Origin of the sequence: Specibacter sp. AOP5-B1-6, from assembly GCF_052376555.1 — a bacterium.
Taxonomy (GTDB): Bacteria; Actinomycetota; Actinomycetes; order Actinomycetales; family Micrococcaceae; genus Specibacter.
Genome location: NZ_JBQSVT010000004.1, coordinates 1 through 23,270, shown reverse-complemented (window position 1 = coordinate 23,270; position 23,270 = coordinate 1). Strand labels below are relative to the sequence as shown.

23 protein-coding genes are annotated in these 23,270 nt (G+C 63.2%); 10 read left to right on the top strand and 13 right to left on the bottom strand.

Translation table 11 applies throughout. The annotated features are described in order from the left end of the window. Positions 1 to 19 precede the first annotated feature (19 nt). The 4 genes from ACT3TS_RS02865 to ACT3TS_RS02850 all read right to left on the bottom strand — a co-directional run bounded on the left by ACT3TS_RS02865 (position 20) and on the right by ACT3TS_RS02850 (position 4,252). A complete protein-coding gene (locus tag ACT3TS_RS02865) occupies positions 20 to 568 on the bottom strand; it encodes a cyclophilin-like fold protein (RefSeq protein WP_444529980.1) in 549 nt (182 codons plus the stop codon). A 68-nt stretch (positions 569 to 636) separates the two neighbouring features. Beyond that, positions 637 to 1,677: an NAD(P)-dependent alcohol dehydrogenase gene (locus ACT3TS_RS02860; RefSeq protein WP_444529979.1), complete on the bottom strand. Its 1,041-nt coding sequence runs from the start codon at positions 1,675 to 1,677 to the stop codon at positions 637 to 639. Between the two features lie 68 nt (positions 1,678 to 1,745). Continuing rightward, positions 1,746 to 3,038 carry an MFS transporter gene (locus ACT3TS_RS02855; RefSeq protein ID WP_444529978.1) on the bottom strand — a complete coding sequence of 431 codons (1,293 nt, stop codon included), beginning with the start codon at positions 3,036 to 3,038 and terminating at the stop codon, positions 1,746 to 1,748. 140 nt (positions 3,039 to 3,178) lie between these two features. Beyond that, positions 3,179 to 4,252, bottom strand: a complete 1,074-nt coding sequence (locus ACT3TS_RS02850; RefSeq protein ID WP_444529977.1) for an alkene reductase — start codon at positions 4,250 to 4,252, stop codon at positions 3,179 to 3,181. Between the two features lie 169 nt (positions 4,253 to 4,421). Here ACT3TS_RS02850 and ACT3TS_RS02845 point away from each other — a divergent pair, with 169 nt between their 5' ends. The 6 genes from ACT3TS_RS02845 to ACT3TS_RS02820 all read left to right on the top strand — a co-directional run bounded on the left by ACT3TS_RS02845 (position 4,422) and on the right by ACT3TS_RS02820 (position 10,839). Further along, positions 4,422 to 5,318 (top strand): helix-turn-helix transcriptional regulator, encoded by an 897-nt coding sequence (locus ACT3TS_RS02845; protein WP_444529976.1) that lies wholly within the window; start codon positions 4,422 to 4,424, stop codon positions 5,316 to 5,318. Between the two features lie 29 nt (positions 5,319 to 5,347). Next, a complete protein-coding gene (locus ACT3TS_RS02840; protein WP_444529975.1) occupies positions 5,348 to 5,722 on the top strand; it encodes a cyclophilin-like fold protein in 375 nt (124 codons plus the stop codon). Then, positions 5,719 to 6,438 carry a dihydrofolate reductase family protein gene (locus ACT3TS_RS02835; RefSeq protein ID WP_444529974.1) on the top strand — a complete coding sequence of 240 codons (720 nt, stop codon included), beginning with the start codon at positions 5,719 to 5,721 and terminating at the stop codon, positions 6,436 to 6,438. Before ACT3TS_RS02840 ends, ACT3TS_RS02835 begins: the two co-directional genes overlap by 4 nt. 209 nt (positions 6,439 to 6,647) lie before the next feature. Beyond that, positions 6,648 to 7,646 carry a pyridoxal-phosphate dependent enzyme gene (locus ACT3TS_RS02830; RefSeq protein WP_444529973.1) on the top strand — a complete coding sequence of 333 codons (999 nt, stop codon included), beginning with the start codon at positions 6,648 to 6,650 and terminating at the stop codon, positions 7,644 to 7,646. Next, positions 7,643 to 9,433: an FAD/NAD(P)-binding protein gene (locus tag ACT3TS_RS02825; RefSeq protein WP_444529972.1), complete on the top strand. Its 1,791-nt coding sequence runs from the start codon at positions 7,643 to 7,645 to the stop codon at positions 9,431 to 9,433. Before ACT3TS_RS02830 ends, ACT3TS_RS02825 begins: the two co-directional genes overlap by 4 nt. Continuing rightward, positions 9,433 to 10,839, top strand: a complete 1,407-nt coding sequence (locus ACT3TS_RS02820) for an alanine racemase (protein WP_444529971.1) — start codon at positions 9,433 to 9,435, stop codon at positions 10,837 to 10,839. The genes ACT3TS_RS02825 and ACT3TS_RS02820 overlap by 1 nt, the downstream gene beginning before the upstream one ends. A 416-nt stretch (positions 10,840 to 11,255) precedes the next feature. Here ACT3TS_RS02820 and ACT3TS_RS02815 read toward each other — a convergent pair whose 3' ends face one another. The 3 genes from ACT3TS_RS02815 to ACT3TS_RS02805 are packed head-to-tail and all read right to left on the bottom strand — an operon-like array spanning position 11,256 to position 13,710. Continuing rightward, positions 11,256 to 12,098 carry a hypothetical protein gene (locus tag ACT3TS_RS02815; protein WP_444529970.1) on the bottom strand — a complete coding sequence of 281 codons (843 nt, stop codon included), beginning with the start codon at positions 12,096 to 12,098 and terminating at the stop codon, positions 11,256 to 11,258. A 51-nt stretch (positions 12,099 to 12,149) separates the two neighbouring features. Continuing rightward, positions 12,150 to 12,896, bottom strand: coding sequence for a class F sortase (locus ACT3TS_RS02810; protein ID WP_444529969.1), 747 nt, complete (start codon positions 12,894 to 12,896; stop codon positions 12,150 to 12,152). Positions 12,897 to 12,912: 16 nt separating this feature from the next. After that, positions 12,913 to 13,710, bottom strand: a complete 798-nt coding sequence (locus tag ACT3TS_RS02805; protein ID WP_444529968.1) for a hypothetical protein — start codon at positions 13,708 to 13,710, stop codon at positions 12,913 to 12,915. A gap of 604 nt (positions 13,711 to 14,314) precedes the next feature. On the opposite strand from ACT3TS_RS02805, the gene ACT3TS_RS02800 reads away from it, so the two are divergent. From ACT3TS_RS02800 to ACT3TS_RS02785, 4 genes are all read left to right on the top strand, one after another. Continuing rightward, complete coding sequence (locus ACT3TS_RS02800; protein ID WP_444529967.1) at positions 14,315 to 15,412, top strand: FUSC family protein; 1,098 nt, start codon at positions 14,315 to 14,317, stop codon at positions 15,410 to 15,412. Between the two features lie 230 nt (positions 15,413 to 15,642). Continuing rightward, positions 15,643 to 16,206 (top strand): Dps family protein, encoded by a 564-nt coding sequence (locus ACT3TS_RS02795; RefSeq protein WP_444529966.1) that lies wholly within the window; start codon positions 15,643 to 15,645, stop codon positions 16,204 to 16,206. 83 nt (positions 16,207 to 16,289) lie between these two features. Next, positions 16,290 to 16,559 (top strand): GlsB/YeaQ/YmgE family stress response membrane protein, encoded by a 270-nt coding sequence (locus tag ACT3TS_RS02790; RefSeq protein WP_444529965.1) that lies wholly within the window; start codon positions 16,290 to 16,292, stop codon positions 16,557 to 16,559. Between the two features lie 72 nt (positions 16,560 to 16,631). Continuing rightward, positions 16,632 to 16,799, top strand: a complete 168-nt coding sequence (locus tag ACT3TS_RS02785; RefSeq protein ID WP_444529964.1) for a hypothetical protein — start codon at positions 16,632 to 16,634, stop codon at positions 16,797 to 16,799. Positions 16,800 to 17,020: 221 nt separating this feature from the next. Here ACT3TS_RS02785 and ACT3TS_RS02780 read toward each other — a convergent pair whose 3' ends face one another. From ACT3TS_RS02780 to ACT3TS_RS02755, 6 genes are all read right to left on the bottom strand, one after another. Then, the gene (locus ACT3TS_RS02780) at positions 17,021 to 17,473 is read right to left on the bottom strand and encodes a PPC domain-containing DNA-binding protein (RefSeq protein WP_444529963.1); all 453 of its coding nucleotides are present in this window, start codon (positions 17,471 to 17,473) and stop codon (positions 17,021 to 17,023) included. Between the two features lie 75 nt (positions 17,474 to 17,548). Further along, complete coding sequence (locus ACT3TS_RS02775; RefSeq protein WP_444529962.1) at positions 17,549 to 18,031, bottom strand: DUF421 domain-containing protein; 483 nt, start codon at positions 18,029 to 18,031, stop codon at positions 17,549 to 17,551. Beyond that, positions 18,031 to 18,564: a hypothetical protein gene (locus ACT3TS_RS02770; RefSeq protein ID WP_444529961.1), complete on the bottom strand. Its 534-nt coding sequence runs from the start codon at positions 18,562 to 18,564 to the stop codon at positions 18,031 to 18,033. Before ACT3TS_RS02770 ends, ACT3TS_RS02775 begins: the two co-directional genes overlap by 1 nt. A 602-nt stretch (positions 18,565 to 19,166) precedes the next feature. After that, positions 19,167 to 21,746 (bottom strand): ABC transporter, encoded by a 2,580-nt coding sequence (locus ACT3TS_RS02765; protein WP_444529960.1) that lies wholly within the window; start codon positions 21,744 to 21,746, stop codon positions 19,167 to 19,169. A 126-nt stretch (positions 21,747 to 21,872) separates the two neighbouring features. After that, positions 21,873 to 22,772: an SDR family oxidoreductase gene (locus ACT3TS_RS02760; RefSeq protein WP_444529959.1), complete on the bottom strand. Its 900-nt coding sequence runs from the start codon at positions 22,770 to 22,772 to the stop codon at positions 21,873 to 21,875. Positions 22,773 to 22,838: 66 nt separating this feature from the next. Continuing rightward, positions 22,839 to 23,090 carry a hypothetical protein gene (locus ACT3TS_RS02755; RefSeq protein ID WP_444529958.1) on the bottom strand — a complete coding sequence of 84 codons (252 nt, stop codon included), beginning with the start codon at positions 23,088 to 23,090 and terminating at the stop codon, positions 22,839 to 22,841. Positions 23,091 to 23,270 lie beyond the last annotated feature (180 nt).

The following is a 23,270-nucleotide window of genomic DNA, read 5'->3' as shown; positions in this document are numbered from 1 at the left end:
TTGGTGCGGGGTGGCGCCGTTACTTGACGATTTGTGCGGTGATATTGCCGCCTTCGAGCAGGGCCAGTTGCTCCGGAGTGGCGGTGTAGGTGCCCAGGTGGATGGTCTGGTCCGAATATCCGATGCCGTCCGCATTGTAGTAAAAGCCGATGTTCCCCCAAGGGATGAAGTAGATGAGGTCTCCGTCCTGGGGATCGGAGCCGGGGGAACCCGCAGTTTCGAGATCCCGGGGGAGATGGCCCAGCTTCTCCTTGCCCGCAAATTCCTCCACCGGCAGGGTAACGGGAAGCAGGGACAGGAAGTCCTTGGCGGTGGGATTGTCCGGGGTGATGGTCACGTCAACGGAAGTGTCGCCGGACGTGAATCGGACGAGTACCTCCTCCGCAGGGGAAACGGCAGGTTCTGGTGTGGCTGCCGTGGGTGCCGGAGCCGTGGCAGTGGTGGCTCCCCTGCTCTGAGGTGGCTGGGCTCCGCCGCCTGTCCCGGGCGACGTCGCGGTGGGTGTTGAGCACGCCGGCAGGGCCATCAGTGCTGCCAGTGATGCGGCCAGGAGGCGGTGTCGCCGCATGGTGTTTTCCTTTCGGTGGTGCTGTGTGGCCTGTCGGGATCCGGACTGCTGCTCACAGGGTGGCGGGTTTAGAGGGTGGCGGTGTCGATGACGAAGCGGTAGCGGACGTCGGAGGCCAGGACGCGTTCGTAGGCGTCGTTGATCTGCTCGGGCCGGATGACTTCGATTTCGGAGCCGATGCCGTGCTTGGCGCAGAAGTCGAGCATGTCCTGGGTTTCGCGGATGCCGCCGATCATGGAGCCGGCAAAGGACCGACGCCCGGTGATGAGGGAGAATGCCTGCACCGGCAGGGGCTCGGCGGGTGCTCCGACGTTGACGAGTGCGCCGTTGAGGGTGAGGAGTTGCAGGTAGGCGTTGATGTCGATCGCGGCGCTGACGGTGTTGATGATCAAGTCAAAGCTGCCGGCGAGTTTGGTGAAGGTTTCCGGGTCGCTGGTGGCGTGGAAGTGGTCGGCACCGAGCTTGATTCCGTCGTCGTGCTTGTTCAGGGTTTGGGACAGCACGGTGACCTCGGCTCCCATGGCGGCGGCGATCTTGACGGCCATGTGGCCGAGCCCGCCGAGACCGACAATGGCGACCTTTTTCCCCGGGCCGGCGCCCCAGTGGTTCAGGGGCGAGAAGGTGGTGATGCCCGCGCAGAGGAGGGGAGCGGCGACGTCGAGTTCGAGGCCGGCGGGGATGCGGAGCACGAAATCTTCGGTGACGACCACGTGGGTGGAGTAGCCGCCCTGGGTGATGGTCCCGTCGCGGTCGGGGGCGCCGTAGGTGCCGGTGTTGCCGGCCAGGCAGTATTGTTCCTCGCCTGCCTGGCAGTGGACGCATTCGCGGCAGGAGTTCACCATGCAGCCGACGCCGACCCTGTCGCCAACGGCGTGTTTGGTGACGGCGGTGCCGACCTCGGTGACGATGCCGGCGATTTCGTGGCCGGGGGCCAGCGGGTAGTGTTGCGGGCCCCAGTCGCCGCGGACGGTGTGGATGTCGGAGTGGCAGATCCCGGCAAACTTGATCTCGATCAAGACGTCATGGGGGCCAACGTCCCGGCGTTCGATGCTGGTGGGGACGAGGGGCCCGGTTGCTGACGGGGCGGCATAGGCGTTGACGGTGAACATGATTCTCCTGAGGTGGGTTTAAGAGGAATGGCGGCTGCCGGCCAGCTGATGCCGGACGCCGGGGCGAGTTATTTGTGGGCGGGGAAGGCGGCGTGGCGTGCTGTAAAAGCGATAACCAGTGCCGTGGCGGCGAGCCCGATCATGAGGATCGGCAGGACCATGCCGTCGAAGCTGGAGATCAGCACGGCCCCGAGCACGCCGGCAAAGAAGATGGCGACGTTGAACGCCACGCCGAGCAGGGAATTCGCGACATCGGCGTTCTCGCCGCTGGCCTCGCTGATGGCCGTTTGCAGTTGCGGCGCTGCACCGCCAAAGGCAACTCCCCACAAGATGAGGGCGATCAGCACGGCAACGAGGGAGTGCGCACCGAGGAAGAAGATCACGCCGGCGGTCAGGAACACTGAGAGGCTGGCCAGCACGAGGAGACGGGGCGCACGGTCGATGAGTGCACCGGTAATCCAGATGCCAACCAGGGCGGACACACCGAACACCACCAGCGCCACATCGACGCCCAGGGGGATGTTGGCCGAGCGCAGGTAGGAGGCGATGTACGTGTAGACCGTGTTGTGCGCAAGCATCCAGGCAAAAATGACCACAAGAATCACTGACACGCCGGGGATGGCAAACACCTTGACCATGGGTATCTGGGTTTCGGCACTCTGGCCCGGGGCGTCCGGGACGAGCAGCCAGGCCAGAACGAGAGTCAGGATCGCCAGCCCGGTGAGCGCCCAAAATGACCACCGCCAGTCAAACGTGGAGCCGAGCCAGGAACCGAGCGGCGTGCCAAGCGCCAACCCCAACGGTGTGCCGATGGAGGCGATGGCCAGGGCCCGGCCGGCAAGTTCCGGGGCCGTGATGCGGCGGGCGTAACCGGCCAGCATCCCCCACAGCAGCCCGGAGAACGCGCCCGCGGCGAAGCGGACAGCCAGGGTCAGCACGATGTCGGCAGAGAAGGCGGCAACGGTGTTGGCGAGCAGGAATCCCAGGATTCCCACCAGAAAGACCGGTTTGCGCCGCATGCCGCGGGTGAGTGCAATGGCGGGAATCGTCAAAACGACGGTGCCCAGGGCATAGGCGCTCACCAGCTGCCCGGCCGTGCCTTCGGCCACGTTCAAGCCAGCCGCAATCTGCGGCAGGAGTCCGGCCGGCATTGTTTCGGTGGCGATGAGGATGAACCCCATCAGCGCCATGACCAACAACGCAGGCAGCGGCAGGCGGCGCCCTACAGGGGCTGCCTGAACTTTCGGCTTGTGCGGCACAGGCCGGACCGATCCGACGTTGTTCCCTGGGACTGCGTTCCCCTGGACTGCGGGCAGGGTGCGCACGCTGTCGTCGCCGTCGGGCCTGGTTTGTGATGTCAAGGTGGTGGTTTTCTTCCTGTTGCGGGGTGTCTGGTATCCAGTCAACACCCCTTGGCGGCAGTGGGGGAGTCCCTGTTGTAAGGGGCACTGGCAGGGACCCCCTGCGGGCCGGCCCGCAGGGTTCCGGAGGGCGTGGATTGCTAGTTTTGCCAGAACGGGTAGTCCGTGTAGCCCTTGCTGCCTTCGGTGTAGAACGTGGCGTGGTCGGGCTCGTTCAGAGGCAGGCCGTCGCGCCATCTGCGGGCCAAATCCGGGTTGGCCAAGGCGTAACGGCCCACGACGACGGCGTCGGCGAGGCCGTTGTCCGTGACGTATTGGGCGTCTTCGAGGGAGGTGATGGCGCTGAATCCGGTGTTGAGGATGACGGGTCCGCCAAAGGTGCTGCGAATGCGTCGGATGAGGTCCCCGGATGGTTCGGGGTGCAGAATGCTCAGGCCGGCCAAGCCCAACGGGGCAAGCCCCTTCGCCACAGCCTCATAAGTGGCCAGGGCGTTGGCGGCGTCGGTGTCCAGCGCGTCCTCAATCGTGTTTTCCGGGGAGATCCGCACCCAAGTCTTGTTGGCACCGATGGCCCGGGCGACGGCGGATGCGGTTTCCACGGTGAGCCTGGCCCGATTTTCCGGGCTGCCGCCATGGGCATCCGTGCGGTGGTTCGCGGAGGGGGCCAGGAACTGGTGCAGCAGATAGCCGTTGGCTGCGTGAATTTCGACGCCGTCGAATCCGGCGGTCATGGCGTTGCGTGCGGCGTCGACGAATTCCTCCACGATGCCGGGCAGTTCCTCAGTGGCCAACGGGCGCGGCACCTGGTACGGGATCTTGCCCTCGTAAGTGCGGGTCAGCCCGTCGATGGCGATGGCGCTTGGCCCCACCGGGGCCAGACCATCCGTGATCCCGGAGTTGGCGACACGTCCTGCGTGCATGATCTGGACAACTATCCGGCCGCCTTCGGCGTGGACGGAGTCGGTGACGCGCCGCCATCCGGCGATCTGTGCCTCGGCCACCAGACCCGGCTGCCGGAGGAAGCCCTGGCCGGTGAAACTGGGATAGGTGCCCTCGGTGACCAGCAGCCCCATGGAGGCACGCTGGCGGTAGTACTCGACGACGTCGTCCCCGGGCACACCGTCGCGTCCCGAGCGGGAACGGGTGAGCGGGGCCATGACAAGGCGGTTGGGAAGGGTGAGGCCACCGAAGGCGACGGGGGTAAAGAGGGTCATGTAAATTCCTTGGTCAAATTGGCTGCTGGTGGGGCTGCGGACCGTTTTATCAGCACAGCGTCTCCCACAGTTACAAGGTCATCATGGGTGGCGCGGTCGGGGGAGTCCCTGTTGTGAGGGGTACCGGCAGGGACTCCCGGTGTGGGCGGGCCGTGGCTACTGTGGGGGTATGAACAATCGTGAGGAAGTGCGTGAATTTCTGATTTCACGCCGTGCACTGGTCACTCCGGAGCAGGTTGGCCTTCCGGCGGGCACCAACCGGCGGGTCAAGGGGCTGCGCCGCAGCGAGGTGGCGACCATGGCGGGGGTGAGCATCGAGTATTACACCCGCATGGAGCGTGGCGCGATCAGCGGCGCCTCGCCCGAGGTGCTGGACAGCATTGCCAAGGCGTTGCGTCTTGACGATGCCGAACGCGCGCACCTGTTCGATCTTGCCCATGCGGCGAGTCCGGTGGCCAGGCCGCCCCGGCGCCGCAATTCCAAGACGTGGGTGGCGCATCAAAGCCTGCAGTGGGCGCTCGACGCAGTGACGGCGGGCCCTGCCTTTGTACGGAACGGGCGGATGGATGTGCTGGCTGCCAATAATTTGGCGCGGGCGTTTTATAAGGATGTTTATGACATGCCGGGCCAGCCGCCGAACCTGGCCCGGCACACTTTTCTTGACGATCGGGCCCGGGACTTTTACCCGGACTGGGACTTGTTCGCGGAGGTGAATGTGGCGATCCTGCGCACCGAAGCCGCCCGGGACCCGCACAATAAGGAGCTGCACGATCTTGTCGGTGAACTGTGCACCCGCTCGGAGGAGTTTCGGCGCCGGTGGGGTGCGCACAATGTCCGCCATCACGGCACGGGTTCCAAGACCTTTCATCATCCTGTCGTTGGGAAAATCACGCTGGCCTACGAGGGGCTGGAGATGGCGGCCGAGCCCGGTCTGACGCTGACCATCTATGCGGCCGAACCGGGATCGGCCTCCGAGCAGGCCTTGCAGTTGCTCGCGTCGTGGGCTGCCACCGAATACGGTGCCCCGGTTTCCGCGGTCAAGACGCAGGAACCCACCGGTCACTGAGGATCCCGACCACTGAGGAGAGGACCAACATGAAGATTGAGTTGACCATTGACGGCGGTCGCGTTGAGGCCGAGCTGTACGACCACCCCGTGGCGCGTGAACTGGCCGGGATCCTGCCGTTGGATCTCGTTTTCAATGACTTCAACCAGGTGGAGAAGGTGGCGGCCCTTGGCCGGTCGCTGACCCTCCAAGGAGTGCCGGATGCGGATGCTCCCCAACCCGGGGAAATTGGCTATTACGCCCCGACCCAGGGGCTGGTGCTCTATTACGGCAGCCCGGGCCGCTGGCCTGGGCTGGTGCGGATGGGGCGCTTCAGCCACGACCTGGACGCGCTGCGCGCACTCCCGGACGGCACGGGAATCCACCTATCGCTAGTCGATACAGCAGGAAAGAAGAACTCATGAACCGTCCGCATGTCATCATTCACACGCACACCTCGATCGACGGAAACATCGACGGCATGGACCTGCCGGCTTTTGACGCCGGCAGCCGGCATTACCAGGACCTTGCACTGACTCCTGAACAGCAGGTGCTCAATGTTGACGCCTACCTCAACGGCAAGACGTCCACGGAAGACAACATCACCCATTACGGGAAACCGGACGTGGACGAGGATGCCGGCGAAGTTCCCGCCGGAGATTTTCTGGCCGAGCCGGACGCGTCCATGTACTACGTTTCCATCGATCCGCGCGGAGAGCTGGCGTGGGAAGAAAACACCTTCGGGTACGGCGGGGTTCCCGCTCACTTCCTTGAGGTGCTCACGGACCAGGCGAGCAACGCGTACAAGGACTTTCTACGCCGTAAACGCATCTCCTACATCATTGCCGGCGGGGAACAAATAGAGTACGAGCTCATGCTTTCCAAACTGCACGGACTGGGCATCAAGCGGCTCATGGTGGGCGGCGGCGGAGTCATCAACTGGTCCTTCCTGCAAAACGGCCTCGTGGACGAGGTCTCCATGGTGCTGGCCCCCATCGCCAACGGCGACCCGGACGCCCCGCGTTTCTTTACCGCCCGTGAACCATACAGTTCAGTCAGCCCAGTTGCCTTCCAGCTCGCCAGCGTCGAAAACCTCGGCGACAGCGTCGTGTGGCTGCGCTACACCGTCCAGCCCTCGTGACGAAAGAAACCCACACCGGATAACACGCCCCTTGTGACGCGCCACATTGGCCCAACGGAGCCTAGACTGGCGGAACAGACTGACGGAGCGCCAACCAAACGGCGGAATGACCGGAACGGCGTTGAAACACTCAACGTCGGACCCGACAGTCCAGCACTGTAAACCTCAAGGTGTGATGGTGCGCCACGGCAGGAATGGGAGCAACGATATTGAACAGTTTGGGAACCCTGAAACCATTTGTGACTCCGACGGTGAAAGTCAGCCGCCTCTTTGACTCTCACGACATCGACATCTACGCCAAGCTTGATTTGCTCCAACTGGCCGGCAGCACCAAGGAGCGGACGGCCAATGGCTTGATTGAGGAACTGCTCAGTTCCGGACAACTCCAGACCGGGGGCATGATCATAGAATCCACCTCCGGAAATTTAGGCATTGCCCTGGCACGGCAGTGTGTGGTGCGGGGAGTCAGATTCACGGCAGTCGTCGATGAAAATGCCAATCCACTCGCCTTGGAGCTCATGAAAGCCTACGGTGCTGCGGTGAATCGTGTCCAGACCCCCGCCGATGGCAACAAGCTGGCCGCCCGCCGCCAACGCGTGCTGGACTTGTTGGAAGAGCACCCCGGATCCGTAACCACGAACCAGTATGGCTCCCCGGCCAATCCGCGCGCGCACTTTGAGACCACCATGCCCGAAATCATCGCCGGATCGGGCGGGAACCTGGACTACCTCTTCGTTGCCACCAGCACCACCGGCACGCTGCTTGGCTGCCAGCAATATGTTCAGGAGCACGGCCTCGACACCAAAATTGTGGCTGTGGACTCCGTGGGCTCGGTTCTCTTCGGCGGGGCAGCCGGTACACGCCGGCTCCCGGGCCTTGGCGCCGGTGTACTGCCCGAATTGGCTGCAGCTGCAGAACCCGACATGGTCTTCCAGATCGAAGAAATAGACATGGTGCGCGGGTGCCGGCGACTGGCCCGGAGAGAAGGCATCCTGGCGGGAGCATCCACGGGCGCCATTGTTGCAGCCATGGGAAAGCTGCTGCCCAACCTCAAGGGAGGGACACGCATTGGGTTCATGGTTCATGACACCGGCGTTCCCTACCTCCAGACCGTCTACAACGATGAGTGGGTTCGCTCCACCTTGCACCAAGAACCGGATTTGGCACAGGACACCACCGCTGAAACCAACAATCTCGCTGGCCAATGATTCGAGTCGCCCTGATTGGAGGGGGGCCCAAGGGACTTTTTGCCTTGCAGGCTCTCCACGAGCGGCTCACCTCCGAGTTGGACGCCCACATCGCCATTGACGTATACGACCCGCTGCCGCCGGGGTCCGGCAGTGTGTGGCGGGAGGGGCAGCCCGAAGTCCTGCGCTTGAATGTCAACGCAGGCATCGTTGATGCTTCCTCGTCGATCAACGCGGAGAACTTTCCAGTGTGGGTGTCACGCGTGGCCCCAGAATTAGCTGCGGAGAAGTATCCGCCGCGTGCCTTGGTGGGCCGCTACTTGCGCGAGCAATTCCAGCTGTTGTCCCAGCACGGGAACTTTGCCATGACCCATGCGCCCTACGTTGTCACCGGCGTCGAACAACAAGGCCCGCGGTGGCAGGTCAGCGGCTCATTCGGAAGCGCCCGGTATGACGAGATTTTGCTCGCCACCGGGCATGGGCTGGCAGGCACCGCACCCAAGGATCCACTGCCCGGGGCGCTGAACACACACCCATTCATCGGAGACTATTTCGCCTTGACCACGGCAGGGATCTCGGCAGAGTCCGCCATTTGGATTCGTGGCGCAGCTTTGACGGCTTACGACGTGGCCCTGCTCCTCACCGAAGGCCGGGGAGGGTCCTGGCAGGGACAAAAGGATGACAGCGGAGCAGGCCACAGCGGTGCAGGTGACGGCAGTGCTGGCGACGGCGCGGAGGACTGTGTGGACGCAGCGGGCCTGCGCTACATTGCCAGTGGCCGTGAACCACGGCGGATTACGTTGTCGTGCCGGAGCGGATCGCTCATGGATCCCAAGAGCGAGACAGTTCCGATGGAGGTTGCCGACTGCCTGAACCGGCACGGGCGGCGGCTGCGCCAGTGGGGCGGGCAGGCCCGGGCGGCAGCGCCCCAGGGCGAGGCGCCGCTGAACGGAATGTGGGCTGTCCTGCTTGACTGTGCCCGGGAGTGCGCCGAACTCATGGGCGCGACAGTGAGTGCGCTGTCGCTGTGGCGGACCGCATGGACAGGACTCTCCGCGGATGCCGGGCCCGGTGCCGCCAGCAGAGCCGCCAATCCGCCGACGCTGGTGCCGCCTGCGCCCGTGCATGAACCAATACCAACTGCGACGGCGGACGCCTTCGCGCACCTGCGGCACAGCCTGGCAGTTAATGGCCTCAAGGCGCCTGTCACCACAGGGTGGCTTTGGGCTCGGGTGTGGTCCGGGCTCTATGCGGAGCTGGTCACCGCGATGGACCGGCTGCCGCGAAGCACGCGGGCGTGGCGACAATTCACCAGGGTGGCCCGCAACCTCGAACGGTTCGCTTTCGGACCGCCGGAACTCACAGCCCGCAAGCTGCTGGCGTTGTTCGACGTCGGAATTCTCCACCTCGCGGAGCCGGGCGAACAACCTGCTCCGGAAGCAGTGTTGATTGACGCGGTGACTCCAGCCCCCGGTGTGCTTGGCGGGGCGGCCCCGGGCGGCCGCCCCGCCAACGGCTTGTTTGCCGGGCTGCTGCGCGCCGGACACGTCTCAATCCGGTCCGGTGACCGCGGACTGTTTACCGACGTGGATGGCACCTGCATTGCCCATGATGGAACCAGAACAGCGTCGTTGGCGGCGCTCGGCCGCCCCACCGAGGACCCCACCTTGGGCCATGACACCCTCAACCGTTCACTGCATGGGGAGCATGGTTTATGGGCCCAGCGGCTCGCTGCCCGTGCAACCGGCCAACGCTACACTCCCGAGATTCCCGACACCTCGGACACTCCCGACACTTTGGAGCAATAATGCGCGAGAAAATGTACGGCACCGCCCGGCTGACCGCCCGCCTCGAACCTTGGATGGAGGAACTGCTCAACAACGACGCTCTTTGCCGCGAACTGATCGACGCCCACGGTTCGCCGGTGAATGTTCATGAATTCACAGCCATGGGGCGCAATGTCACCGAGTTGCGCTCCGCGGCAGCCGCCCATGACATTGATTTCCAAATCTATTTTGCCCGCAAGGCAAACAAAAGCATGGGAGCCATCGATCGTGCGGTCCGTGAGGAATGCGGCGTCGACGTCGCAAGTCTCAATGAGCTGCGCCAATGCCTTGACCGTGGCGTTCCTCCAGACCGGATCATTGTCACCGCTGCAGTGAAGTCAAGGGCGCTGATGGAGCTGGCCATCGCGTCCGGCGTGACCATCAGCCTGGACAACGAGGACGAATTGCACGACGCGATGGAAGTGGCCGGGGACGGTGGGCGTCGCCTCAGTGTGGCGCTGCGGCTGGCAGTGTCCCATCCCACGATCCCTGCCACCCGCTTTGGTCTCCGAGCCGCCCATTGGCTGAAGGCACTGGCGGATATTGAGCCCGGCGCCCGCATACAGGTGGCCGGGGTTCACTTTCACCTCAACGGCTACGACCCGCACGCACGCGCGATCGGGATCACCGAAGCGCTCGGTGTCATCACGGAGCTGCGGGCTGCGGGCCATCAACCAACATTTGTGGACATGGGCGGCGGCATACCCATGTCGTACCTGGACGATGCCGCCGAGTGGACCGATTTCTGGTCCGCATTGGAACTGCTGCCGGCGGGTGATGAGTCGCTGACCTGGAAATCAGACAGGCTTGGTACATCCGGAGGCGCACCGGTGGCCGGGGTATACCCCTACCATCAAGAACTTGTTCGCGGTCAATGGCTGGATCAGATACTTGCCACTGTGCCAGACGCCGCCTCGGTGTCGGTAGCCGCCGCATTGGGTGCCGCGCAGATTCAGTTGCGTTGCGAGCCGGGAAGGTCACTGCTCGATGGTTGCGGACTCACCCTCGCCGAGGTGGCCTTCACCAAGGACCGCAGCGACGGGGTTCCGCTGGTGGGTTTGCACATGAACCGAACACAATGCCGTTCCACATCGGCTGACTTTTTGGTTGATCCCGTACTCGTCCACACGGCACGTCCCCGCCGGGAGCGGACCCGCACCAGTGCCTTCCTTGTCGGTGCCTACTGCATCGAGGAGGAACTTCTGCTGCGCCGCCGCTTTGAATTTCCGTCTGGAGTGGCCGCTGAAGACCTTGTTGCGTTCCCCAACACCGCCGGATATCTCATGCATATTGTGGAGAGCGCCTCGCACCAGCTGCCGCTTGCAGCCAACCTGCTGTGGCAGCAAAACGGATGGGTGGTGGACGACATCGACCGGACCCAACTCTAAATCAAGCCGTGGCAGGTGCCCGGTCTGGATCAGGCCCATGCGAGTCCCGGAAACTCAGCATCCGCTGCCTTGCGTGGCCATGCCGGCCAACGTCCCTGCGCGTGGCGCTGTACCAACGCCGTGAACGTCGACTGTCGTGAAGCTCGAAGGCGGGATGTGCATCTCGCCGATGGTCGCCTCACACTTGACTGGCACGCGCCGGCCCACGAAGGGTGATGCCGTCCTCCGGCGCCCAAGGTCAACGGGTGCGGGCTGGAGCATGCGCATAGTGCAGGCGGCCCGTACGGTTCGGTTTGCCCGGCGGTTATTGTTGTGTGGGCCGCGACCCGACGCGGCGCTGTCCTCAACTTGCACGAGCTCATTGACGTCCTCGAATAGTTTGACGACCGCGACGCCACGGAGGAGAAGTCTGCCAATCATTCGTGATGCGCTGTCCAGCAGGCCAAGATCGTGGTGGCCAATTCGTACGCGAAACTGCCAGCCGTCACCTTGTTGGGACCCACCGTGGCAGGGAATGCGGTGGCATCAACGTGCAACGTCATGTTGTCCTTGGCAAAAATGACACTCCCGTCACTTGATTGGAATCCGGGCAGGCCCAGATTGGCCAAACCCTCAATGGGCGGCGCCTGGGCAGCGTCGGCGAGTTGTTTTGCCAGTGCTGCCGCATCGGCGCCATTGGTGGATTCAGTGACCGTCATGACGAAGTCACCAACCTCAAGCGGGTAGGTACAGGAGTACGTTGTCCCGTCCCAATGGTCGGTGGTTGTGGGAATGGCGGGAAGAGCGAGGATCTCCTCGATGTTTTGTTTGGCTTCGTCGGCGCACACCATGGTCGCGGCCTGGGACGGCGCGCTTGCAATGACTGTCAAGACACCTTGCATGTCCGCTGCCTCGCCATGGAATGGATAAGTCCCGGGCTTTTTGGGAGCCGCGAAGTTGACCATGCCGCCGGCGGGCACGCTGACATTGAAGCTGGTGGAATCATCCGAAATGACTTTTTGTGCCGTGTCATCCATGTTCATGACAGTTACAGTGGCACCTGCCGCCAAGGGTTTGGGGTCAATGAACTTTCCGTCGTGAATGTGAATCATCAGCTCCATCGAGCCGGTATCCGGCATCGTCATCTCCGAGCCCGACGTCGGTGAATTTTCCATGCCTGCTGGGGCGGGGGAACCCGTCGTTGTCCCCGTGCCACACGCTGACAGGGAAAAGGCGGCGGCCACTGCCAGCGCTCCGACGAGACTGAATTTCTTGTTCATGATGGGTCCAATCCAGAGCTCTGAGGCTCCATTGCGTGGCTGGCTTCGTGGCTAACCGGTGTGGCTGGACAAAAGATGCCCGTAAACCACTGTGTTTTCGGTGAATTCACCGGTACTCGGCTCATAACCGCCGCAAGTGATCAGCCGGATTTCGGCTCGATCGGTATTGCCATACACGGCCAATGTGGGGAATGCGTCCTTATTGAAGACCTCGCTTCGGTCCACGGCAAAGACGGCCACGGTCCCATCGGCGCGAGTGACCGAAAACTGTTGTCCCTCACTCAGTTCATGGAGGCCGTAAAACACACCTTCGGGGGCCGTGGTGGTGTTCACATGACCCAAAATAACCGAGGGCCCCAGCTCACCGGGGGTGGGCGAGAACTTGTACCAGCCCGCGGGGGAGCCCGCTTCCCCCGGGGGGACTTCGGCTTCACCGTTGGCATCCCGGCCCAGGGTCATCAACTCCGTCGTCACACCGAGATCGGGGATGGACAGGGTCACAGGTGCCGAGGCCGGCAGAATTTGTCCCTGGACCTGCGGCTGGGCCGCCTGAGCGGGGGATGGCGTTGCTGCCGGGGTGCTCGACGGCGAAACCAACGTTGGTGCGGCAGAGGACGGGGGTGCGGCTCCAGCAGCCTGTGGCGCCGTCGTCGGGCCTGGAATAGTGGCGCTGGCAGAGCTTGAGGGATTGGGGGCGGTGGCCTGCCCGCATCCGGCAACACCAAGGGTGAGGGATGTCAGGAGCGCCGCCGCCGCGGACGCCGTGAGGCGACCGCGACGGCTGCTGGTGTTTACCATGGGGAATCGGCCGCCGCTACTTTACTGCGGCAGTCTTTTTGCGGTTCATGGCCAAGGCTGCGCCAGCCGCCAACACCAAAGCGCCACCGCCGGCAAACCATGCAACGTCAGGCGCCGTTGACGCGTTGCTCGATGCCACCTGCGTAGTCACGCCGGTCCCGGGGGCGCCACCAGGCATGGCTGCCATCTGGGACACAGCCAACGTCCCGCACAATGCCGGCGACGTAGCGGCCAACGGCAGGGTCGGGGCCAAATCGCTCTTGGCTGCCTGGCCCGCTGCGGACAAGGTGGCCGGATCCAAGCCATGGACCACAACAACGCCCGTGCCTGCCTTCAAGGACGCGATCGTTGCCTCATTCATGGTGAAGGTCCGCTCATAGGTGTAGCTGGCCCCCATTCCGCCGACGGCCAGGTCAAGGGCTGCCTTGTCGCTGGTGTCACCGCTGGTGGAAAGGGTGGTGCCGATTTTGCCGTAGGAGGGGCCACCCTCGGTGGTGCTGATGACGCCGTCACCGTCGGCGTCGGCCGCGGGACTCGGGCAGACGCCTGCGCCATCGATGTGGATGTGCTGCACGTGCGGGTAAGGCGCGCCGTCGAAGGTGGCTGCCAGACCGCTGACGTTCTCGGTCACCGTGGCCTGGTCACCCGTGAGGGTAATCCACACCGAACCTGTGGCATTGCTGCCGTTGATGGCACCCAAGTTCGTCTCGAACGTGGTGGTGTCAGTGTCGGCGGCCATTGCGGCACCGCCGGACATCGACAAAGCCGCCAGTGCCAGCACTGGCGCGATCAGCAAAGCAGATTTCCTATTCATGAGATTCCTCCTCATAAGTCGTGAACGGCTCATCTTTAAGCGCATCCACTGTGTGATTCGGAGCACTAAGAGGATTGGATTGGAAAAAGCTTCATTCTTTCCTCGTGGTGGCGAAACGCCAAGGGCTCAGTCCTGAAAACGTCGTCCGGCTTCGCGGGCATATTCTGGGGACGAGCGCAGCATCTCGGCGTTGGGCGTGGGGGAGCGCGATGTGTCCATGTGACTCCGTGGAGGAAGAGCAGCTGCCTCCCAGTGAGACCGGTCCTCGTGCCCTAGGCTCGGCTCAAGGCACTGATCTCCGGGGCCCATTGAGTTGAGGCGGCGGGTACAGGGATGATCAGGGGCGGGGCTCCAACAATGGCGGCGCTTCTTTTGAACGATATCGACGTGAGCGGCAAAGTCCATGGGAGCGTGAGCGCAGGCGACCCACTGTGTCCACCCGAAAATAGCCACTCACGATGCCACGACACGTATACCAGCTGTTCAACCGAAAGCGTCCTTCTTGACGGCGGCCTCCATCGCGTCCATCGTTGGAGATGCCAAACAAGGGCTCCAACTCGTGCCAGCCATCTGAGCGGGCTCAGCCAGCTGTGGTGAGGAATCAGTGCAAAACCTGAAAACGTGGGCGAAGTCCACCGTGGGCGGCCAGCGCGTGCTGCTCGCTGTCAAGGCTGCCTTGGCGGTGGGTCTCTCGTGGTTCTTGGCACCTTACATGCCCGGGGTGGCGGATGATTACCCGTACTACGCCCCCTTGGGGGCGTTGGTGACCATGTATCCGACGTTCATGGGATCGGTGCGGACAGGATTGCAAACACTCGCCGGACTGCTGCTCGGGGTCCTGCTGGCGACGGGCGTGCTTCTGTTGGAAAACCCCAATATTGTGTCCATCTCCGTGGCTGTGGGAATTGGAGTGCTGTTGGCCGGTCTGCCCCGTCTGGGAGCCGGCCGTGAGTATGTGCCGGTCGCCACCCTGTTGGTCTTGATCATCGGCGGCCAGGACGCCGAAACGTTCTCCCTGGGCTACGGCATTCAAATGGGGCTGGGCGTGCTGGTGGGCCTGGCTGTCAATGTCACGATTTTTCCTCCGTTGAAGCTGGACGCCGCCCGTCTGCGGATTTCCCGCGGGCGCAATGCACTCATGAGCCAGCTCGAGGACGTGGCCCGGGCACTCGTTGAGCAGTGGCCCCCGGAACATGAGGAGTGGGCCAGCCGTCACCACCTGCTGGAGGCCGCTGTCGGCGACATTCGGGGCGCGGTCCATGAGGCACATGAGAGCCATCAGGCCAACCCGCGAGCCTACCTGAGGTCGCGACACCGCCTTGTCTCCGAAAGTTTTGATGATCTGGCCGTTCTGGAAAACGTCACCTTCCATGTTCGCAACCTCTCCGAGGTGCTTGCTGCCGCTATTTGGGAGGGGCCGCTGGAATTGCGGCTCAGTCCGGAGCTGTGCGAACCGTTGAGCCACTGCCTGCAAGCAACGGCGGACGTGGTGCGGGCCTGGGACGAGGACACGGTGGACGCGGAGATTTTCGACACCGCCGGCAACAGCCTGGCCGACCTCACCACAGCGGTCGCCGTCAGCCGCGAAAACGAGGCCTCCGCACTGACACCGGGTGCCGCCGTGGCCCTGGATGTGCAGCGGATCCTCGCACTCCTCCGGCGGCGCCTGCTGCCAGATGATGACGATGAAAACTCGGAGTGATGCGGCCCCGGCCCAACCCAGCGAATTCTGCGCCACTGGTGGGGCCTGCAGCGACAGCAATCCGGAACGAGCTGGCTGGACAACGGCTTGAATCCGGTGCGGGGAGTGCAACCTCGCACGCCGCAAGCGATGCTTTTTGATCCCGGACTAGAATTCCGGCGATGGAATCGTTACGGTGGAATATACGACGGTCGCTGAAGATCGACCGGTTTGATTGAAGAGGAGTTCTAATGGTTTCCAAGAAAACTTCCGCTAATAAATTTACTGTTCCCGGCCTGTCACTCAAGGCCGGACACCAGGTGGCCGCCAGCCTGCAAGGCAGGCTGTACGCCTTGAACGACCTTCAGCTCACGTTGAAGCACGCCCACTGGAACGTCGTCGGCCGTGACTTCATTGGTGTCCATGAAATGTTGGACCCGCAAATTGAACTTGTCCGGGCCATGATTGACGAAACGGCCGAGCGAATCGCAACGCTGGGCGTGTCCCCGAACGGACTGCCCGGTGCATTGGTCCGCGAACGTGCCTGGGATGACTACGCCGTCGGACGTGCCTCCACGACGGAGCACTTGGCAGCGCTGGACATCGTTTACGACGGTGTTGTCTCAAGCCACCGCGAGGCGATTTCAGCAACAGGGGAGCTTGATCCCATCACGGAGGACATGCTGATAGGCCAAACAGCCAAACTGGAGCTGTTCCAGTGGTTCATGCGTGCCCATCTGGAAAACAACGCAGGGACATTGAGCCACGAGGGCGCGGAGACTGAAAAGACTGCGGCCGCAAAGGCCAAGAAGTAGACTGCGCGCCATACTCCAGCGGCCTGAAGCGACCGCGGGATCTCATCTAGCATTGCAAATACACGTTCCCTCAAGGAGGAATCATGGGTTTCATCGGATGGATTATTCTTGGTTTGATCGTTGGAGTCATCGTTAAGGCAGTCATGCCGGGGAAGGTCGGGGGCGGCTGGATCACCAGTCTTGTTCTGGGCGTTGTCGGAGCCATCGTAGGTGGTTGGATTGGCGACCTGCTCTTCGGCAACGGCAAGATGGAGTTCTGGAACCTGGGCTCGTGGATCCTGGCCATCGTGGGCGGATTGGTGGTTGCCGGCATCTACGGTGCCATCACCGGCCGTTCCAAGACCACAGCCTGAGCGACACCCGCCGGCGCCCGGAATTGGTGGCGGCGGATCATCACAACGACGAACACGATGGAGGGTGAAAAAATGTCCACCAACGAATCTGATGCCAAGCAGCCTGCACCAAAGGAAGCGACCGCCGCAGCGGGCGTAAGCGACGTCGAATCAGATCCCGCACTCAATGACGACTTGGGACAGGACTGGGCAGACGAAGGGGGCGCCACCCCCAACGGCCCGGCGACGTCTTCCACCTGAAGGGCGAGCCCGGCCGATGCTTTTTGAACCGGCCGGACAGTTTCCAAGTTTGTAATCGCATAAACAAAAAGTCGCTGCCGCAACGGCTGCGCAGGCCCACCCTTTGCCCCGCCGGCATGTTGTTGACCGGCGGGGCAAAGGCTTGCCTGACGCCGCGCCAAGCCCACAAATCCAACCGCAAATCCGACAGTGGCGGGACCTTTTGAAACCAGCGCCAGTGTTCACCCATCGCGGGAGCGGCCCGGATCGATCAACGCCAGCCCCGTGGCCGCGTCCAACCGCTTGCGCAGGTGCGCCGGGGATTCGGTCAGCACAACCTCCATCGTCGGGAAAACATGGAGCTTCTGCAGGTGCCCGGCAACGGCGGATGAATCGCGCCTGCCAAACACCGCATGGGCATGCACAGCCGGGTTTCCGCCGTCGTCGGCAATATCGCCGAGACAGGAAGCCAGCTCCATCTGTTCCTCAAATACAGTGGAGAGATAGGTGCCGGACTCGGGGTCAAAATATCCCAGGGTGGCGCTGCTGGCTGCCCCAATGGCACTCAGTGCTGCCGCAGTGATGTGCTGCTCCGCAGCGAAGGCCGTGATGGTGCTGTGGGCCTCCTCGCCTGTGTCAAGGACAAGCAAAAAGCTTCGCAGTCCGTGTTCCTCGTATAGCAGTGTGGATTTCATGTGGGGCCCCTGTCTGTTCCGGTTTTCGTGGTTGAGTCGGTGAGGTGTCGTCGTCATGGCCGCGCTGCACGGAATTCAGCCGGCTTCGGGCTCCTCAGGTGCACCGCTGGCCGGTTGCTGATCTTTGGCAAAGAAGGACACCTTCCCGTTGGGCTCCAGCACTGCCAGGTCTATGTCGGAAAAGTTGCGGAACCCCTGGCCCCGGGCGGCAACCATGAGGTCGTCCAAGCCCATGCGCTCCTTGCGCATCGACTTGAGGTCCGGCACGCCTCCGTGGAGGATGACCACCGGGGATCCTTGGACCAGCTTGCGCATTTTGGGCCATCGCATGTTTGCATAGGACAGCCCCACGGTCAGGATGGCCATGGTGCCTACAGCCATGACCGCCCCTGCCACGGAATGGTCATCCTGGGTGACGCCCTGCTGGACCAGATCCCCCATGGTGATGAAAAGAATCAGCTCGAAGGAGCTCAATTCACCCAGGGTGGACCTTCCCACCGCGCGGGTGATCAGCCAAAGGATGATGAACACCACGGCCGAGCGCAGCACGATGTCCATCAGAGCACCAGCCGGCTGTCCAGGGGAACCGTGGCCACCACGCGTCCGTCCACTGAAACGACGACACTGCCTGAAGCGGAGACGGCGTGGCCGGTCTCCCAGGCTCCCCTGATATTCACCGTAAACTCCTGCGTGTTCGGCGGGTCGTAGTTCAGCTGGACGGAGCCGTCGGCGTAACCCTCATTCGCGGCCCGGGGGGACACGTCCTGCACCGAAAAAACGTCGAGATAGGTCTCGGACAAGGCAATGGTGATGGGTCCGGTGATGGGCTGTCCACTCTCCAGCTGGATGGTCAGGCTGCTTGCCATCCCGGCCCGGCCAGTACCTGAATACTGGACCGTGACGTCGTATCCTGACTTGGAGACTGTGAGTGAGTCCTCCGAGTCGAAGAATTGCAGGAGAGCCAAGACGATGAAGAGGCCGAGCAGGCTCAATATCACCCTGCGGCCAATCCGCCCGGCCTTGGTCTGCCTGTGGGACAGGACATTGTTCAGCGTCGAATCGTTGGCTGCCCGGCTGTTCACAGTACTCACGGCGTCTTTTCGCAAACCGACTGGGTGGACATTCGCTTGTGGTTGCCTGAACTCGCGCCATACGCGTTTTGGCGTTGTTTTGACGTGCGTGCCGCCGAAGAAATTGCTGCCTGCAGCACTGGTGGTGTGGAGGGGCCCGACCGCCCCTCCCAGCAGCCCGGGCTGTTGTGGACGAAGGCACGGTCTCGGCGAAAGGGCTTGCCCATTCTGCCTAGATCACCGGGGGAGCAGAAGGAAAAAATGGGTCTGGCGATGTTGATGGGGCGCCGGGTTCGGGAACAGCCGGGAGGGGCTCGGTGGGATCTTCGGGCCGGTTGGGCCCGTTGGGCTCGGTCGGATCCACGGGCGAATCCGGCTGGGGCGTTTCCGGAAACGGTTCCGGCTCCAGGGGCTGGGGTTCGGCGGGCTGACGACTGTTCATCTTTGCTGCCTCTCGTTGACGCTTGATCATTGATCGGATGCTTCCAAAAACCGATGCTGCGGGCCGACGCGCAGTGCCGATTTTGGGCACTGCGCGTTCAGTACCCATGCTAGTGAGGGGCCCGCGGCGCGTCCACAGCTTTTGACAGGCCTGCAACGGGACGCGACGATGGAAGCCGCCGTCAGCGCCGCCCCAGGGCTTGCGAAAGATATGCGGCGGTGCGCCCGGTGTTTGCCGCAGCCACGTCTTCGGGTGTGCCGCTCGCCATGATCCGGCCGCCCTCGGCCCCACCGGATGGGCCAAGATCGATGACCCAGTCGGCGGCAGCAACAACGTCCATGTCGTGTTCCACCACCACCACAGTATTTCCGGAATTCACCAGGCGGTTGAGCTGGTGCAACAGCAATTGCACGTCGGCCGGGTGCAGGCCGGTGGTTGGTTCATCGAGCAGGTAGAGGCTGTGCCCTCGGCGGGGCCGCTGAAGTTCGGTGGCCAACTTGATCCGTTGTGCTTCCCCTCCCGAGAGCTCCGTCGCGGGCTGGCCAAGCCGGAGATAGCCAAGACCCACCTCACGCAGGGTCGCCAAACTTCGGGCAGCGGACGGAATGCCGGACAGCAGCCCTGCTGCGGCATCCACCGTCAGCCCCAGAACTTCGGCTATGTTCATTCCCTGAAATTCGACGGCGAGCGTGTCCTCATTGAAACGGGAGCCGTGGCACACCGGGCAGGGGCCGTAACTTCCAGGCAGGAACAAGAGCTCCACTGCCACTGACCCCTCGCCCAGGCACGTCTCACAGCGGCCGCCGGCCACATTGAAGGAGAACCGCCCCGCGGTGAATCCTCGAGCCCGGGCGTCGGCCGTTGCAGCGAATTCACGCCGGACGGCGTCGAACAAGCCCGTGTACGTGGCAAGGTTGGACCGCGGTGTCCGGCCGATGGGACGCTGGTCAACCTGGACCACCCGTTCAACGCCCTCGAATCCGGAGTTCGCTGACGCGTTAACCTGTCCACCGGCTGTGGCATGCAGTGTTTCGAGCAGGGAGGACTTGCCTGACCCGGAAACACCTGTCACAGCGGTCAGTACTCCCCGCGGCACCTGAACAGTCACATTGTTCAGGTTGTTCATGTTGATATCGTCGATCCGCAGCCAGTCAAGCGCTGACCGCCGGGTTCCTGCCGGCCCCTCGGCGGAAGCGGTGGAGAAAGCAACGACGGAAGCTGCGGATGACGTCGCGGCGGTTGCTGCGCTGGTGTCTCCGGGTGCCGCCGCATTGCCGGCAGGAGCGACGTTGCCGGCCGGATCGAACGACAGCGGTGACGAGGGTGTGGCGTTTTCCAGCAGGAACGGGCGGGTTACGGACTCAGGAACTTGTGCCAGCCCGGGGATCGGGCCGCTGTACAGCACCCTTCCGCCGTTTTCGCCGGCGAGCGGGCCGACGTCGACCAGCCAGTCCGCCCGGCGCACCATGTCCATGTTGTGTTCCACAATGAAGACGGTGTTGCCCGAACCCTTCAACTGGTCCAGCACCTCCAGAAGCGGTTCGGCGTCGGCCGGATGAAGTCCTGCCGACGGTTCGTCCAAAACGTAGATGACGCCGAAAAGCCCCGACCGCAACTGTGTGGCGATCCGCAGCCGCTGCATCTCACCCGGAGACAGGGTTGGGGTGCTGCGGCCAAGGCTGAGGTAGCCAAGCCCCAGGTCCAGCAGCACAGTGATTCGGTGAAGAAGGTCTTCGGAGATGGCCGCCGCAACTGCCTCCCTGCTGCCAGGGATCTCCGTCCGGTCCCCGTGAAGGCTGCGCAGCACGTCAGCAAGCCCTGCCAGCGGCAAATCGTTCACGGCGGAGATGTTAAGGCCCTCAATTGTCACGGCCAGCGCTTCTGGTTTCAGCCCGCTGCCGCCGCAGTCGGGACATGGCCCGGAATGCATGAAAGCCAGTGCCCGCTCCCGCATGGGCTCACTCTTGGAATCCGCAAGAGTGTGCAGCACATGGCTGCGCGCGCTCCAGTACTTGCCCTTGTAGGGTTTTGCGACCCGGTCCCTTTGCGGCGTCACTTCCACAACAGGCTGTTCCTCGGTAAACAGGATCCAGTCACGTTCCTGCTGCGGAAGCTGGTGCCAGGGAACGTCGACGTCGTAGCCCAGATGGCTGAGGATGTCCCGCAAGTTTTTGCCCTGCCAGGCTCCCGGCCACGCCGCGACGGCGCCTTCCCGGATGGTGAGGCTTGGATCGGGAACGAGCAGTTGTTCGGTGACGGTGTGTGCTGTGCCCAAGCCGTGGCACACGGGGCAGGCACCAGCAACAGTGTTGGGGGAGAACGAATCGGAGTACAGGATTTCCGCACCGTCGGGGTATTCGCCCGCACGGGAAAAGAGCATGCGCAGCGAGTTTGACAGGGTCGTGACGGTGCCCACCGAGGAGCGCGAGCTGGGCGTGCCGCGCCGCTGCTGCATGGCCACTGCCGGAGGCAGCCCGGAGATTGATTCCACACGCGGATTGTTGCCCTGCTGGATGAGCCGGCGCGCATAGGGCGCCACCGACTCAAAATACCTGCGCTGCGCTTCGGCAAAGATCGTGCCGAAGGCCAAGGATGACTTCCCGCTGCCGGAAATGCCGGTAAAGGCAACAATGGCGTCGCGCGGGACATCCACCGCAACATTCTTGAGGTTGTTCTCGCGGGCCCCGCGAACCTGGACAAACCCGGGGCGTTCTTTGCTGTTCGTGGAGAGCTGTGGGGTGGAGCCGTCGAAAGTAACCATTTTTCGACACTAGGCCATCAATGCCCGCAACAGGGAATGTCAGCGATGGCAACTCAATGAACATTGGGTCAATCTGAGCATCGGGTCAGTCGACGGCGTGCCGCCACGGCTCTGCATCACCGTGGCTTACGGGGTGGGGGTGCCGCCGTTGACGTTGAGGGTTTCCCCTGAGACGTAGCTGGATTCGGGCGAGGCGAGGAAAACGAAGGCCGGGGCCAGCTCGGTGGGTTGTCCGGCCCTGCCCAGCGGCGTGTCCTTGCCGAAGGTGGGGAGGGCTTCCTTGGGTTGTCCGTCGCTGACTTGCAGTGGTGTCCAAATGGGGCCGGGGGCGACGGCGTTGACACGGATGCCCCGCGGTGCAAGTTGCTGGGCCAGTCCCTTGGTGAAGTTGTTGATTGCCGCTTTCGTGGCAGCGTAGTCGATGAGCGTGGGTGAGGGGTTGTAGGCCTGCACTGAGGTGGTGTTAATGATTGTGGCCCCGGGGGCCAGATGCGGCAGCGCCGCCTTGGTGATCCAAAACATGGCGAAGACGTTGGTTTTGAAGGTGTCCTCGAATTGTTCGTCGCCAAGGTCTTCGAGTTGGTCGACGGCGATCTGCCGGCCAGCATTGTTGACGATGATGTCCAGGCCACCGAGCTGTTCGACGGCGTTCGCGACCAGTTCCCGTGCCGCGGACGCTGCCGAAATGTCTCCGGGCAGGGCGGCAGCTTTTTGTCCCGCGTCGCGGATCAACGCTGCAATCTTTTGTGCATCGGGTTCTTCGGCCGGCAGGTAGGAGAGGGCAACGTCGGCACCTTCCCGGGCGAAAGCGATGGCCACGGCCGCTCCGATGCCGGAATCCGCTCCCGTGATGAGAGCCTTTCGGCCGGTGAGCCGGCCCGTGCCGCGGTAGCTGGCTTCGCCGCGGTCGGTCTGCGGTTCCAGATCGCGGTCCAAGCCAGGTTCGGGCTGGTCTTGCTTGGGCGGGCTGATGCTGGGGTATCGAGTGACGGGATTTTGGAAGGTGTACTGGTCATTGCTTGTCATCAGTGTTTCCTTTCAGTGCTGTCATTTCGCCAGTGCGCTGACTTGGGATAGGTAAATTCTCGGGAATCAACCGGCGTCGAACGGATCCTCAGGTTCGTCCTTGCCACTAGCAGGCTTCGAAGGGGACCTGGTGGTCCCTGATCCGTCAGGCAGGGATTCCACCGGGGGAGTCTTGGACTCATTTTTGTCCGGAATGTGGCTGATGTCCGGTGCCGCGAGCAGAGGATCCGTGCCGGCAGTGCGTTCCTTGCTGGCGGAGGGATTGTGGTTTTCCATGTTCCTGCCTTCCTTGCGGTGGTTTTCGTGTGCCGTGTGCATGGTTCAGGTGTGCGGCGGCAGGGGCCATGTTCGGGCCACTGTGCTGGAGGAACGACGGCGAACGGGCTGTGCCGCCGGCCGCCTCCTGCCGCTGTCTCCACCCTAGCCACGAGGCAGCAGGCGGTCCACCCGGCGGCGGGATTCCGCTCAACTTCCGGCGGGACGGGGTGCGTGCCTCAG

Coding starts and splice junctions, on each gene's coding strand:
- ACT3TS_RS02815 (WP_444529970.1), bottom strand. CDS start 12,098: ATGAACAAGAAATTCAGTCTCGTCGGAGCGCTGGCAGTGGCCGCCGCC.
- ACT3TS_RS02765 (WP_444529960.1), bottom strand. CDS start 21,746: ATGGTTACTTTCGACGGCTCCACCCCACAGCTCTCCACGAACAGCAAA.
- ACT3TS_RS02845 (WP_444529976.1), top strand. CDS start 4,422: ATGAACAATCGTGAGGAAGTGCGTGAATTTCTGATTTCACGCCGTGCA.
- ACT3TS_RS02805 (WP_444529968.1), bottom strand. CDS start 13,710: ATGAATAGGAAATCTGCTTTGCTGATCGCGCCAGTGCTGGCACTGGCG.
- ACT3TS_RS02850 (WP_444529977.1), bottom strand. CDS start 4,252: ATGACCCTCTTTACCCCCGTCGCCTTCGGTGGCCTCACCCTTCCCAAC.
- ACT3TS_RS02825 (WP_444529972.1), top strand. CDS start 7,643: ATGATTCGAGTCGCCCTGATTGGAGGGGGGCCCAAGGGACTTTTTGCC.
- ACT3TS_RS02795 (WP_444529966.1), top strand. CDS start 15,643: ATGGTTTCCAAGAAAACTTCCGCTAATAAATTTACTGTTCCCGGCCTG.
- ACT3TS_RS02775 (WP_444529962.1), bottom strand. CDS start 18,031: ATGGACATCGTGCTGCGCTCGGCCGTGGTGTTCATCATCCTTTGGCTG.
- ACT3TS_RS02785 (WP_444529964.1), top strand. CDS start 16,632: ATGTCCACCAACGAATCTGATGCCAAGCAGCCTGCACCAAAGGAAGCG.
- ACT3TS_RS02820 (WP_444529971.1), top strand. CDS start 9,433: ATGCGCGAGAAAATGTACGGCACCGCCCGGCTGACCGCCCGCCTCGAA.
- ACT3TS_RS02790 (WP_444529965.1), top strand. CDS start 16,290: ATGGGTTTCATCGGATGGATTATTCTTGGTTTGATCGTTGGAGTCATC.
- ACT3TS_RS02760 (WP_444529959.1), bottom strand. CDS start 22,772: ATGACAAGCAATGACCAGTACACCTTCCAAAATCCCGTCACTCGATAC.
- ACT3TS_RS02755 (WP_444529958.1), bottom strand. CDS start 23,090: ATGCACACGGCACACGAAAACCACCGCAAGGAAGGCAGGAACATGGAA.
- ACT3TS_RS02780 (WP_444529963.1), bottom strand. CDS start 17,473: ATGAAATCCACACTGCTATACGAGGAACACGGACTGCGAAGCTTTTTG.
- ACT3TS_RS02860 (WP_444529979.1), bottom strand. CDS start 1,677: ATGTTCACCGTCAACGCCTATGCCGCCCCGTCAGCAACCGGGCCCCTC.
- ACT3TS_RS02840 (WP_444529975.1), top strand. CDS start 5,348: ATGAAGATTGAGTTGACCATTGACGGCGGTCGCGTTGAGGCCGAGCTG.
- ACT3TS_RS02835 (WP_444529974.1), top strand. CDS start 5,719: ATGAACCGTCCGCATGTCATCATTCACACGCACACCTCGATCGACGGA.
- ACT3TS_RS02865 (WP_444529980.1), bottom strand. CDS start 568: ATGCGGCGACACCGCCTCCTGGCCGCATCACTGGCAGCACTGATGGCC.
- ACT3TS_RS02810 (WP_444529969.1), bottom strand. CDS start 12,896: ATGGTAAACACCAGCAGCCGTCGCGGTCGCCTCACGGCGTCCGCGGCG.